A 14,440-nucleotide genomic window follows, 5' to 3' on the forward strand; every position below is an offset into this window, starting at 1 on the left:
GAAGATGATTTCGCGGTATTTTCTATTTCATTTTCTACTGTCGACGAGGATAAACGGGGTTGCCTCAACGATGAGATGGGGTACCTCGGGACATGGCAGAAATCAGACCATAGTATTATTATATAAATTTTAATTAGTATTTTCAACAGAATTTTTATTTAGCCTTAAAACCTTACATTTTATTCAATCATTCCTATCCCTTCCATCACTAATTCAATATATTCATATACTCTCATAGTGTCCTCATAAGGAATTGTTTCAACACTAATATAATAAACAAAAAATTCACTTTTGTCACTTTCCCTACAAAATTCTGCAATAGTTTTTGTATTCCAACTCATTTGCAATTTATCAAGAAACATACTTACTTCTTTTTGATTTTCCGAAAAAGATAATGGTTCAGGTAATTCCTTTTCATTTCTATCACAAACTTGTTTTTTTATATTTAAAATAAACAATTGATGGCAAATTAAATCGTAATTTTGAGGGTATTTATATTTTAAAGCTATTAGATATGCATAGAACGTCATCTTCTTCTCATCATTGCATTTTTTCAACTTAAGAATATTTAAAATTTTTAAATTTATGTAAACTACATCAACATCTCTAAGTGTAAGCTCAAGGGTTTCAAATATATCACTTATAACATTCAACATTCTTTGATTTTCGCTGAGAATATTATTCTTATCAATGTAAGATAAGTATTTTTTTAATGACGGTTTTGGTAGTTTTATACTATGATTAAAAAATCTCCTTAGGTAACCATATGAATCCATATTCTGGCCATATATTGTAGCTATAGAATGTTTTAGTTGTTCCATGTCCAATGCAAATATAAATACAATCCCCGGAATATTAAAATAATGCTTAATAGTCTCAAGTGTTTTTATGGCATATGAAGGACGGCATCTGTCCAACTCATCAATAAGAAAAAAAACTTTTTTATGCTTAGTTAAATTCATAAGCGTTTTTCTAAATTCGTTTTTTACATTTATATAGTTCTGATGTTCCTCCACATAGCTACTTTTCTCCTTAGTAGAGGCTATTTCATCCAGTGTTTCTTTTAATTGGCTTTCATCTCCCAAAATTTCGCCAAATACTTTCTTTACTTCATCAGTCCCATTAATACCAATATAATTAACAACTTTATTAGCCAAATAATTTTTAGCGGCACTTTTAGCAATTATACCTGCTGATGTTATTAATGATGATTTAATTTTTTCAGCATCAATATTAGTATTTTCTATATTTTCATGTATCTTCATTGTTATGGATATCAGCGGATTATCCAAATCATCATCTATCCAAGCGTTATACGAAAGCAACTTTATATCTTGATTTTCTTTCAATTCTTTTTCCCACATCTCAAGAAAAGTTGTTTTTCCTGTTCCCCAAGGTGAATCAATGCTGATTATCAACGACTGTTCCGTATCAAAAATTTCCTCTTTATGTTTCACTATTTCAAATATGTAATCCGATACTCGTGTTCTATTAAATATGTCCTCTCTATTCATAATTGTTCACCTCATATTCTCTAGTAAGAAATTTAAATATTTCTTCATTTTCTCCTAGTTTCGTTTCATAAATCCCCTCTTGAAAACCACTCCATATATCTTCTCTTCGAGGTATTCTACTCATTGTTTCAAATAACTTCACGCATTCAGAATAACTATTTAATTTAAATCTCATTACTCCCATTACTTCATCAAGAAATTCAATATTTTCTGGATTCAAATCATAATTATAATTAAGACAATTAACCTTATATTCTCTCAATAATGAATCTTGTACTAGCTTTTTATAATTCTCAGTATACTGATATCCCCTTAATGCATTTGTATTTAGCTTCAATTGGTTTTGAGTTGTGATATCAATGCTCCCGTCAACATTATACGCTGCTATAACTAATGCTCTCAAATGGTATGGGTTGAAATTAGTTATTGAGCCATAAACATTCTCATTTATATAAACTTGTCCATTATATAGTGCAGCTGTATACAAATCATTGCAGCGTATATCATTTAGAGTTGTTTCAACTAATAAGTTTGATTCAATAAACTCAAAGACACAATTCTCAAACGCTTTCATTGTTCTTAAAATTTTTACTAACTCTATCTCTTTATAAACCCCATCATATTTTTTCTTTAGTAAAATAATACAATAAAAATTTTTATCATTGTTTTCTTTAAACCAGCAGCTGTTCTTTATTGCTTTTTTTACAATACCCTCTTGGTTAATAAAATATATCCACTTTAAAGAATTTAAATATACATTTTGATAATCTCCATTGCTAATGTAATCTTCCAATGTTTTTTTCAGTATTGTACTCAATATTCTCTTTTCATAATTAGTATTATCGATTATTAATCTACAATTTTCTCTTGCTAAATCTATATCGAGTTTTTCTGTGTTACTTTCATCAACCAAAATTGTTGGTAATTCTTTATACGCTTTATATAAATTACAATCAAACTTATAATTATTCGGTATTAACATATTATTACAAAATACTTTTCCTTGGTACTTTTTACTCCATATGTACCCAATTTTTGCATTATTACTTGTTGTTACCAAATTTGTACTTTCTTTACAATCTATATTAAGAATTTCGTCTAATTGAAAATTTTTTAGAAAAGCAAATTCATGGTCACTAGAAAATAGTTTTATCTTAATTTCATCATTATCAATCAGATACCATTGATTTGTATTTAAATAGCAAAGGACTCCATACGCGTCAATGTATTTCATATATTCTAATTGAGCAAGTATAATATCACATTTTTCATATAATTTCTCTTCAAAATTTATGTACTTAGCTCTTTTTTCCTCTGGCAAATTAAAATTGTAGTTCTTTAAAATCATAATAATCTCATTCAAATCATTGAATTTAAATTCTTGATTTTGCATAATTTTATTTTCATTATCAAAGTCTTTAAACTGTTCAATTTCATTTTTAAGTACTTGTAAATATTCCGCCAATCCATACCAAATAGAGCCGGGCATATTATTTTTTAATCCCAAAATTTCTTTTAAATTATTTGATAAATTCTGTTTAATATTATTCTTAATATCCGCAATTTTTTCATTATTAACTAATTCTTTTTTTAAAGTTAATTCTATTTCAGTACCGATAAAGTTTTCATCAAATCTTTCTTCTCCTCTTTTGATAATCTTTATATTTATAAATGCGTTTTCTTTTTGAACAACTTCAAGGTCTATTTCCTCTGACATATACATAATTTCTTCATCATACTTTGTTTTAAACCTTAATTTATCTGAAATAAGAAATGCCGCCAATAACCCAATTCCAAATTTCCCTATACTTGTCGAATTATCTTTTCCTGATTCTCCTACGGTAAGAAATTTCTTAAGAATAATATCTTCATTCATTCCTATTCCATTATCTTTAATTATAATTTTTGGTAATTCACGTCGCCCCTTATCCGTATAAATTATATCAATTTCTTTAAAATTTCTTTTTACTTTCATACATGCATCAACTGCATTTTGTATTATTTCTCTGATTCCATAGCTTTCTTTGTTTAAATAGAGTGGCCCTATTAATTTTTGAATTATTTTAAAACTTGCTTTAAAACTTACGTTGCCTTGTATAAAATTACGTTCAACATTGTGCTCATCAAAAATTACTTTCGAAATACAAAACACTTCTTTAAAATTATTCTCATAATAATTTAGTACGAAATCATTTAAATATTCAACTTCTCTTTTAAGTTCATCTACCTTATTCTTAATCGTTTTATATGTTGCATAGTCCTTTACTTTTTCTTTTACTTCACATATAAAAATATTGTTCCTATAATCATTAAATATTATGACTCGGTAAGGTTCATCAAATGGTTTTAATAACAATTGATTGCTGTTTAAATCAAAGAATCTTAATAACCTAAACGCAATTACCAGTACTTCATTTTCGTAATCGTAATTTTTTGATATTTCATTTCGAAAATCATCATACTGCATGTCAATCCGTTTTTTAATACTTTCATATTGGCTAATGTATTCATTACTCCGTTTTTCTAGATGAAACATTTCATTTTGAAATTCATATCTTTTTTTGTAATTTTCATAATATGTTTCTTCAACTATCAGCATGAATAAGTACTCCATAAAAGCACTTCTTTTTCTGTCACTTACAAAGGTATATCCGGCAAATATATAGTTATTTAAAATGTTATATTTGTTATCAATAACACTCTTATCAATCTTTATATCTTCGTCATACTTTAATTCTGTCCAAAAATTATTAAATTTATCTTTCAGCTCACTAAATATTTCATCCATCAAGTACATTCACCTCAAAAGTATATTTGCATAAAAACTCAGCACTCTATTAATATTTCTAATCATGAAGAAATAATCAACCTCTTAATAATGTAATAACAACTTAGTTTTTATCATCCCCATCATGACTTCTCAGTCCTTACATCTTTTTCATTCTGTCAAAGTTACCCATGATTTTATCATACGCATTTTCACCAGTAATTTCCGTAAGAGGAACTTCAAAACATACCACTCTTTTAAGTCCCCAATATCTTTGTTTATATGATTCGTCTAATTCAACAACAACAAAATCTCCTTCCAACTCTTCATAATCGAAATCATAAAGTGGGTCATAAAATATGTAATGGTTTGCAGGTGAACATCCTTTACTCCAAGAGGCTATATTATCATATTCAAACTTCGCAACCACCACCATTGGCATATCGTATACTGACGGGTTATATAAATCAATTTCAAGAACATAAACCGGTCCGTCTCTCCATTCATTCTCTAACTCACAATCATTAGTATCCTGAAATAATAGAATAAAACTATTAGTATTCCATGCCCAGTAGTCACCATCTGACTTCCATCGTAAAAATTTGGGACTAGCAAGAACATAACCATCTTTTTCAGTAATGATGTTTTTACAATAATTCATCAATTTATCTACATTCTCATGCGTTTTATTTACCACTTCAAACGCATTAAAAATGTTATCATCCAAATTCATAATACTCCCCTTTCCTTACTTTCTTTTCAGTTTTAAAATCAAATTTAATATTTATTCTCCCGGTAAACGACCAGTAATTATTTTTATCAACATTAACATCAGTATCAAAATTTACAAATCTCCTAAAGCCCTTTTTCTCAAGCAAAAGAATTATATCATTTATTATGACTTGCTCATATTGAGTGAGATTATCTAAGTTGCTAAGTACCATTAATACTTCCTGCCATGATATGTATCCAAGCTCAACTCCGTTTATAATATTTCGCATTTGAACACTTTGATATATTTTGGTGCACGATAGTTCATCAGCCAATAAGATTAATAGTTTACTTTTATTATTGCCAATTTGACTTAGTGCTCTTGCCTCACGCGACAGTTGGTTATATGATATCTGATTATTTCCATTCGAATTATCAACATCGTCTTCCGATGAAAGCCCACTTAAATATTTTACTTCTATTCCTATCAGTATATCTTCTAAATCCAGATAAACATCTATTTCTGTACTTTTATTTTCGACTTTAATTCTTTTCCAGAATTCAATCTTATCAGACCATTCAAACACCTTTAATGGCTCAATGTATTTAGATAACTCACTTGGCCTAATACATTGAAGTAATACCTCCTTGAGCCCCTTATCAAACGGGATATAGCGCATACATCCGAAAAAATAACCTGTTAATGCATCTTCACTTCGCTCCGTCAGATTGGAGCAAGAACTCGATACTTTATTATGTATTTCTGCTATCATCATGTCCTCCATTTGCAAAATCGAACAGAATGCTAATTATAACACTTAATATACACAACATAGGTAAACATTTTATGAGAATATTCTATTCTCCTATAAACCTGTCCCAATTAATCTCCCCATATAGCTTTTTTAGCTTATTATTTGATTCAGCAATCTTCTGCTTTAACCAATCCATTTCATTTTCATTTAAAATCATAGTATGTTCAAAAAGCCATAATTCATCATATAGCATAAATGAACTTATAAATAACCCATCTTTACTCATATTGAAACATGATTCTTCTTTTTTATAAGAATCGTATTCTCCACTATGCCAACTCATTTTAAATTTATCGATATAATCAGATGTTATGTATCCCATAATTGAATCCTCATTAAAAAATCGTTTAATTTTTATACCATGTTGCAATACATCAAGGAAAAATTTTTCTGGAGCATTTAGTAGATGCCTCTGCAATTCTATAGAATGCAATTTTTCCAAGTCATAAAATTCATTAACTAAAACATCAAAAGTTTCAGGATTCAATTCTTCCTTGGCATCAAAAAAATAAAATATTTCATTGAAAAACTCTGTCTCTTTTAATTTGTCAATTATATCTTTTGATAAAAACTCTGTAAAAAATTCAATATCTATCGGTTCCGTCATTGGCATAAAAGGTATTTTCATTATTAATCTCTCATCACATAAAGCCAATGATAACGGGTCAAGAATAATATACATTATAATAGTTCTAGCTATTGCATATATAAGAAATTCTTCAAAAAATTCTTCGAAAGTGTTTTCATTTTTCTTTTTATAAATTTCTCTAAAAGAATAAAATGCATTAAACCCTTGTTTATGGATTATCTTGTTTGCCCTTTTCAGCAAATCTTCATATGTATCAAAAAATGATGGCAATATCGAATAAACTTCTTTATATGATGTATCTATTTTTTGCAACTTATCTTTGATTCTATTATCCGATGGGAAATACTCTTTGAGCCTCCAACTTTTTAAAATAGCCTCATCGCTATTAGCCAAATACAACATATTGTTTGTGCATTCTACTGCTTGCCTTACAGAATAAAAGGCACAATCAAAAAAGCCCTCTTCATATAACCTAATTGAATTAATTAGTAATCTTATTGATTCGTTTATAAATGCATTACAGAACATTACATCCGCCCTACCGGTAGTAAGATATACAAAGCGCTGCAAGTATTCCATTAGCCTTTTACCATCTTTTAAATTAATTTTCAATAGATATGAATTTACTAATTCATTCTCGTCAGGAAACATAATATCCACTCCTAATGTTTATTTAAAATCCATTTTTAATTTTAACTTCCTTATTATTCACATTCCTAGGAAAGTGCAACTTTTTCCTATTAGCTCTTAGTATTTCACAATTACATTAATTCTTTCCAAACTTTCTCTTTAACCTATTTGAGTCAAACCTGGCCGATGTTTTTGAGACTTTCACAACATTTTCATCATATAATTTTGTCTCTTTTTCATATCTTTTCTTTTTGTCAAGCATTAGATATTCATCAATTTCATTATTAGCAAGCGCTTGTTCTCCAATTTGATAATCCATAACACCCTTTAAATCAATCGTTCCAATAATGATGTTATCCATATCTCCACCCTTTATTTGAACAATATTTCTATCATTTCTACTATATGGTCCTGTAATTCTAGAATCGCCATAAATTGATGTATTCGCTTGAACAATAAAAGCATGTAAATCTCTTGTTGTCGTCTCGATTATATTTGAAAAATAAGTTGTATCTCTATTATGCTCAGGGGTAAACAGCAAATCTATTTGATTTTTATACAAACTTCTTGCAACGATATCAGTAAATTCGTAGCACAAAAATGTGCCATAATCAATTCCATCGTTGGTGATAACTTGATAATTGGGTATATCTTGATTTTTACAAACAAAATTCTTTATGGCGAGAATCTGCTGCTCCATTGGAGCATAATCATTTTTTTCTCTTACAATTAAAAATGAATTTTGATATCTTCCTGTTTTTACCGGAGCAAATACAGCAATATTATTGAATGCACAATTTCTATAAGTCATATAATGTAAGCCAGTTATAACTGTAATTCCGGTTTTTCTAACAAATGACATAACCTCTGCAATCCATTCTACAGGTAAATAAAATTCTGGAAACAGCAGAAAATCCGCCCTATTTTTACCATCATCATATGCTGTTTTGAGAAACAAATTAAAATCTCTTTTTTTCAAAGTAGGCATTACTTTACTTTCCAAGCCATAGCAACACATTTTTGTATCTAATTTAATATTAGCAATTGCTATTCTTATTTTTGATTTAGGAATTGCCTCTTTTCCAAGCCTAATTTTCTGAACAATATACTTGTCCAGAATTTTTTCATTATTGATTTCAATACTTAAAGGTTTAACTGTTGATTTGTTTATACTGTTGACTTTATAAAAGAACTGTTCTATTGCTTCTATCTTTTCTTTAGCAGATATTTTTCCATCTAAATAATAATTACCACCGTAAATAGTATTTCGTAGAAATACCCATTGAAATAACTCATCCAATTTAATAAATCTCGGCGAGAGCTTTACCTTTCTATTTTCTTTAATATCTAAATTAAATCTATGTATATCATCTAACGTTAATTTTGTTAAATCGACATTATCATCTAAATCATCAACATAGTTAACTAGTGGAAAAGAAACCAAATAATGATTAAACAGATTAGCTTTACGTAATTCGATTGATAAATTACGTATATCATCTTTCTCTTTTTTGCTAAACGAAGGATTGATAGCTAATACAGTAGCTACGCATATGTCAAAATGCTTTTCAAGACATCTTTTCATCTTTGCTTTAATTGTTCGTTCTTTTCCTTTTACTAATCCCTCAATATGTTCAGTTCTTATTCCTTTAATAGCTTCACGAACATTGGTTTCAAATTTTTTAAAATAGCTCCATTCATTGGTCAATAAATAAAAATACATTACATTAATCCAATTACTACTATATTCCAATGCTTTACTCAGATTAAAAAACTCTAGTATCTTTTCGCCTTCATGTTGACGGCTTATTTTTTCATCTTCTGTTAATAGCGCTTTATTAACTTTACTATTCTGCACTATTTGTGATAGGTACCACCCCAGTTGAAACTTATCAACTTCGACTTGACCAATATCACGTATCTTTGTTTCATTATTAAAGTTACTGATTACATAGGCTGCTTCTTCAAAATCATTTAGCTCTAAGTCCGAATCCGGTATAATATTCATCTGGCTCGGTATTTTTATAGTCTTCTTTAATTGATTTATTATTGACCTTGACTTTTTCGCTTCAAGATAGATAATCTTAACTTTATCTTTTTGAATAATAAGATTATCTAGTTTATGTATACAGTATTTATTTTCTTTTACCTTATCTAAAATCTTATTTTTCTCTACAAGATAATCATCAATAATTATATTCTTATCTACCTTTTTATCAGCGGATACATCTAATAGAATCAGCATATCGTCGACATATCTGCCATAGTATAATACTTTTTTATTGTTTTTCATACTATTGTCAAATTCAGATAGGTATAAGTTTGCTATAAGCATTGAACTAAAGGTGCCTATTGGTAATAAGACTTCTTGTTTTTTATAATCTTGAAGCACCTCTCTAAATTCACTGAGAATCCCTGTATATTTCACATATATTTGTTCAATAATATATGTCAATTTTTCAATTTTAATAAGATTTTCATCATTTTGAAGGATTACTAATAGTTCTCGAAATTTAAAGTTCACTGTGTAATAATAGCTTTTTATGTCAAGAGAAACTAATGCAGTATCTTTTTTAATATTTTTTTCAGTTGCATAAATAGAATTATTTTTCCAATCACAATACTGGTAAAAGTATATTTTAAATAAATTGTTTTTATCAAAATTAATTGATGCTAAATATTCCTTTTCATGATTATACACCACTTTGTTATCTATGCAATTTCCATAGCAGCCATCCGTTATTATTCCCTTATCATATGCGATTTTTCCGACAAGCACGGTCCAAAGCGTCTCCAATAAATGGAGTTCAATAGGCATGTCAATAAAGAAATTAACTTTATTAACCGGCTTATTCACTGGCTCGTTGCTAGACACAAACATTTGGTTCTTTTCACTTTTATCTGCGAAGGCTTTAGGCATTATAAAAAAATTGATTTTATCAATCAATTTTTTTATAGACTCTTTGCTCGTTTCACTCTCCAAATTCATGAGTATTTCTGATAAATTTTCTAATGAATAGTTCATCCTAGAAGCATCAAATTCGTATTCAGCAATCTTCTTTTTCATGAAAACAAAATTCTTATTGTAGTTATAATAAGATTTTATCTTTTTATATGAGCCTTCTAGCATTTTTCTATTTTTATCTTTATCTAAAAACATCTATGCGCTACCTGCCTATCATCTGATATAAAGCAATATTTATAGTAAAAATTAATTCAAAATAAATAGGATTCAACATTGGCTTGATTTTAAATGCCTTTAAATCTTGTTTTTAAGTAATTCAAATTTTTTTAGAAATCATTTCTCAAAACCTGCATAGAAATGTGACAATCAGCAGAATATTTAAGGATTTCTTTCTCCATGTTACTTTCGCATTTATTACCTAAAATAATACCTTTTAGCGATAAACCAACATCAGAATAATTAACATTAATACCCTTATGTCCCACATTAGTTTTAATATTTGGTTCTACCTTCCCCTGGTTACATTCTTCCTTATCAAATGGAGAATATAATATCCTTACTTCTTTCTCTTTGGTAGAATCTAATATTCCATTGTATGGGTTTTTTACTACAAATGGTAATAATGCCATTGGGTCATTATAATCTATACTACCAAAAGAATTATTTAGAGATTTTATGATTAAGCTTGAAAAATCTATTATATTCTTTTCTATATAATCTATTGGAAATAAAACATCCAAATTATTTACGTAAAATATAAGACATATTCCATTGCCATAATTAGCATATTCTCTCCACATATATTTATGGTATTCATATGTAAAACTACAAATATCATATACTTCCACCATAATATCAAATAAATACTTTATAAACTCTGGAGACTTGTTAGCCTCTCTGGAAACTCGCATAACATCATAATTAATTTCAAATTCTGTCTTATCATTTAAATACTTATAGTAACTGAACCATAGAAGCTCGTCCTTTAATGCGTTTAATTTAATATTATTCAAAGAATTATTCTCATCAAATTGAATAAATTTGTAAATAGTATTGCTCTTTACAACAGATTGTAAATACTTCAATTTATATTTTGTCGCTTCGTCATTATTTTTCTTAAAATATTCATCATAAAAATTCATTTCGATAAATCACTCCATAAAGGCAACTGAATATCCTTATCATAAGTAATGATATTCATTTCAATTTGCAATAAAATTTTTAATTCGTTTTTTCCTTACTCTCTTTCTTAATTAAAACCGATAATACTATTAATGATACCAAAAATAACAAACATAGAGGCATTAGTAGATACTTTATAAGAAATATATATACTATAGGGAAAATATCTTTCGAACATGATATTAATATGATTAAACACAGCTCTATTTTGCATATTTGCTGTATCTTGTAAATAATATTACTGACTCTAAAGTTCCTAATAAAATAATATATAAATCTCACTATAAACACGGCTGTTATCAATAATACCAAGACAATTGCTGCCAATTCTGTATTTCCATCAAATATGCTTTCTATTATAAATACTTTTACATATCCTATTGCACCTAAGATTTTATTCTCCGGAATCCCCCAAATAAAATAAAAGGCAAAAGAAAGAAATATTACGCAAGCTATCATATATAGTAATATATTTCTTTTTTCTTTCCTACTCCCTAAAGTCCATATTATACGCATATCATTAAATGATTGTCTTAAGTCTGATTTTTGTTCATTTATAACCTTTATTCCCTTTTTATAGGAATACTTTTCATATAGTTTTTTCTCTATTTCGTCAATCTCATCCTTATATGTACCCTTTGCAATTCTATAAAAATCTCTTGCTTTATCTATTACTGTTATTATTGATAACAGCAACCCTAAAATTGTAGTAGAATAAATGGCAATAGTAGAATTATTCCATTCACTGTTTAATACCTTTCCCATTTGATATATATTGAGTACTAAATAACCCACGAAAACAATCATTGCAATTAAAAACTGCCTTCTTTTTCTATTCATTTCATTAGCAGTAGCTTCGTGATATATTACCATAGTGATTAATAATGCTATAATCCCTATTATTAACATTACCATTGGCAGTACACCATCTGGCATTTTAAACGGACTAAGCATCCAACCAAATAACAGCATTAAAATCATACTATTTATAAGAGAAAAACCTATTGTTTTCCATATTCCATCAAAAATACTAATATTCTTTAATACAACATATAAATGCAGTACCTTTTTAGGCAGACTAAAATTCCCAATTTTGTAATTAAATAAATTTATTTCTGCAAAACAAAGTAATAGAAATAACGGCATTACCCATAAATTTATTTCCCCGACTATATTCCAGCCAGTAAATGCGACAATAAAAACAAATGAAAATATTTGCATAATCAAGCCTAAAAGCGCAGAAATAGCTATTGCATATACCATGTTTATAGCAAATCTAATTATCCTAGTTCTAGACACATTTGTTGATTTTAATGACCCATTAATACTATCAAAAAAGATTGATATTCTCGCTATGATTTCAGTAAAAATATCCATTATGCCTCCTTCTATTTCTTGCTGTTATCATCAACTTTCTGTTTATTTACTCGAATAGGACTTCCTAAAGACCACATCATCATATAATACTTAAATACCTTCTAAACCATACTTATAGAATCTCAGTCCTTTTATTTTCCATATCTAGCTTACTATAATTAGGTTTATATTTTGAAAATCCATAATAAGGGTCCGGAATTTCTTTTGGATGCTCATATTCAATTATATTTTCTGGCCTGACTGCATCAACATAGATAGAAACATCATCCGAACATCTGTTTATTGCCTGTTCTACATCACTAAGCCAAGAACCCTTTATATCTTGTAATGGAATATTGCATATAAAAATTGTTGGTATTCCAACGTTTTTTAATAAATCTCTGCACCCAAGTTTCATAGCCAGCATATTGATGAACTCACTTCCATAAATTAAATAATGTCCAGCGTCAGTTATTAATATTTCTTTATTTACTGCTAACCATACCTTTTTATCAGAAGCATCTACATTCTTCCATTCTTTATTAAACATTTTTTTAACATCATCTTCGGTTATATATGTTGCCTTTATTCTTTTCAATGCATCTTCCATCGCTAACTTTCTGCCAATTGCTTTGATACCATTTATCATATAACTTTCAATGTCAATGGGACGACAAGCATGATAAGCTCTTATATGTGTATACATGGACAAATCAACACTTTTTTCATATGATTTAATAAAGTCTTCATATATAAATAATTTGCATTTTGGTTCTTTTTCCACTTGAATATTATCTATCATAAGGACTATCCTCACCTCAAATTTGTACTATAAACTCTTGCCAAAATGGGTAGCAATTACCCTTGTGGCCGATATGTTTTTCCTCCCCAAAGTAGTTCTGTAGTAGTAGTATTTTCAAAGATTAGTGGATTTCTTTTTACCATTTCTTCTATTAAAGAAAAATCACTTTTATCAGAGAAAATACACCTATGACTTCTCAGTACCGACAACGAATTATAATAATCTACATTATCCTCTAATGAAATAACCACATAGGTTCTATCTTTAGATGCTATCTCCTTGTGATAGTTTCCATCATACATTATTAAAATTAATTCTGGCGATATAGGAAAAAACACTTCTACTCCTTCTGAATTTAACCCTGCCATAGAAAGTAACGGATGCCTTAAATGTGCCTTTGTTCCAATTGGTGTATCAGAGGTATAAAAATGTTTTGCCGTTTTATTAATACCAAGAATCCAACTCAATCTATTAAAAGATTTCACCATGTCAAATAAATTATTTTTGTCAAGTATCATTTTCCCATGAATTAATTTAAGGTTCTCTTTTGTAATTCGCATTGAATCCTTTAATTCACAGCTGGCATTCATATCTTCCAACGCTTGGAGCATACAATCTGAAGATTCAAGTATCCCTTCTCTTACAGTCTTCGTTCTAATATATTGTACTGCTAAACAGATAGATAAATTTAACTTCTGTTCTTCAGATACGAAGAAGCAATTTTTAATATACCATGGAGTTGATGATTTGGCTCTGCCAATAATATCGCTTAGTAATTTTGAAAAATCACTTTCAATTGCCTCAGCTAAATAGTGCTCTATATATTGTTCGTTATCAAGGCTGCTAATTGATATTCCAATATTATTAATTTCTTTAATTAAGTCATCATTTAATACATTAGAAAATTCTATATCATAAAAATAATTTTCAGATGCTACGTCATTTATGCTATTAATTCTACTGCTTTCTAACTGCTTATCATATACATTAATTTGATATGTGCCTGGAATGCTAAAATTCTCAAGATAACATCTTGGAACATAATGCTGTTTTTTCGTTTTTTTCATATAAACATCCTTATATGTAAGAGTCGCCCCCATACTTCTACT

General features: G+C 28.3%; 10 protein-coding genes. All 10 read right to left on the bottom strand.

Going from position 1 to position 14,440, the window contains the following annotated elements:
• Window positions 1-179: 179 nt before the first annotated feature.
• Window positions 180-1,514 (bottom strand): KAP family P-loop NTPase fold protein, encoded by a 1,335-nt coding sequence (locus BUB90_RS21120; protein ID WP_073291227.1) that lies wholly within the window; start codon window positions 1,512-1,514, stop codon window positions 180-182.
• Complete coding sequence (locus tag BUB90_RS21125) at window positions 1,507-4,302, bottom strand: ATP-binding protein (RefSeq protein ID WP_073291229.1); 2,796 nt, start codon at window positions 4,300-4,302, stop codon at window positions 1,507-1,509. The genes BUB90_RS21120 and BUB90_RS21125 overlap by 8 nt, the downstream gene beginning before the upstream one ends.
• Window positions 4,303-4,441: 139 nt before the next feature.
• Window positions 4,442-5,014, bottom strand: a complete 573-nt coding sequence (locus tag BUB90_RS21130) for a hypothetical protein (protein ID WP_073291231.1) — start codon at window positions 5,012-5,014, stop codon at window positions 4,442-4,444.
• Complete coding sequence (locus BUB90_RS23840) at window positions 5,001-5,765, bottom strand: hypothetical protein (RefSeq protein ID WP_073291233.1); 765 nt, start codon at window positions 5,763-5,765, stop codon at window positions 5,001-5,003. The genes BUB90_RS21130 and BUB90_RS23840 overlap by 14 nt, the downstream gene beginning before the upstream one ends.
• Window positions 5,766-5,850: 85 nt before the next feature.
• Complete coding sequence (locus tag BUB90_RS21140; RefSeq protein WP_073291235.1) at window positions 5,851-7,047, bottom strand: hypothetical protein; 1,197 nt, start codon at window positions 7,045-7,047, stop codon at window positions 5,851-5,853.
• 115 nt (window positions 7,048-7,162) lie between these two features.
• On the bottom strand, window positions 7,163-10,186 hold the full coding sequence (locus BUB90_RS21145) for a reverse transcriptase domain-containing protein (RefSeq protein ID WP_073291237.1): 3,024 nt from the start codon (window positions 10,184-10,186) through the stop codon (window positions 7,163-7,165).
• A gap of 131 nt (window positions 10,187-10,317) precedes the next feature.
• Window positions 10,318-11,133, bottom strand: a complete 816-nt coding sequence (locus BUB90_RS21150; RefSeq protein ID WP_073291239.1) for a DUF2971 domain-containing protein — start codon at window positions 11,131-11,133, stop codon at window positions 10,318-10,320.
• Window positions 11,134-11,212: 79 nt separating this feature from the next.
• On the bottom strand, window positions 11,213-12,550 hold the full coding sequence (locus tag BUB90_RS21155) for a hypothetical protein (protein WP_073291242.1): 1,338 nt from the start codon (window positions 12,548-12,550) through the stop codon (window positions 11,213-11,215).
• Between the two features lie 112 nt (window positions 12,551-12,662).
• Window positions 12,663-13,331: a hypothetical protein gene (locus BUB90_RS21160; protein WP_084139421.1), complete on the bottom strand. Its 669-nt coding sequence runs from the start codon at window positions 13,329-13,331 to the stop codon at window positions 12,663-12,665.
• A 56-nt stretch (window positions 13,332-13,387) separates the two neighbouring features.
• Window positions 13,388-14,398, bottom strand: coding sequence for a DUF4238 domain-containing protein (locus BUB90_RS21165; protein ID WP_170865555.1), 1,011 nt, complete (start codon window positions 14,396-14,398; stop codon window positions 13,388-13,390).
• Window positions 14,399-14,440: the final 42 nt, after the last annotated feature.

The organism is Anaerosporobacter mobilis DSM 15930 (assembly GCF_900142955.1).
GTDB classification, from domain to species: Bacteria; Bacillota; Clostridia; order Lachnospirales; family Lachnospiraceae; genus Anaerosporobacter; species Anaerosporobacter mobilis.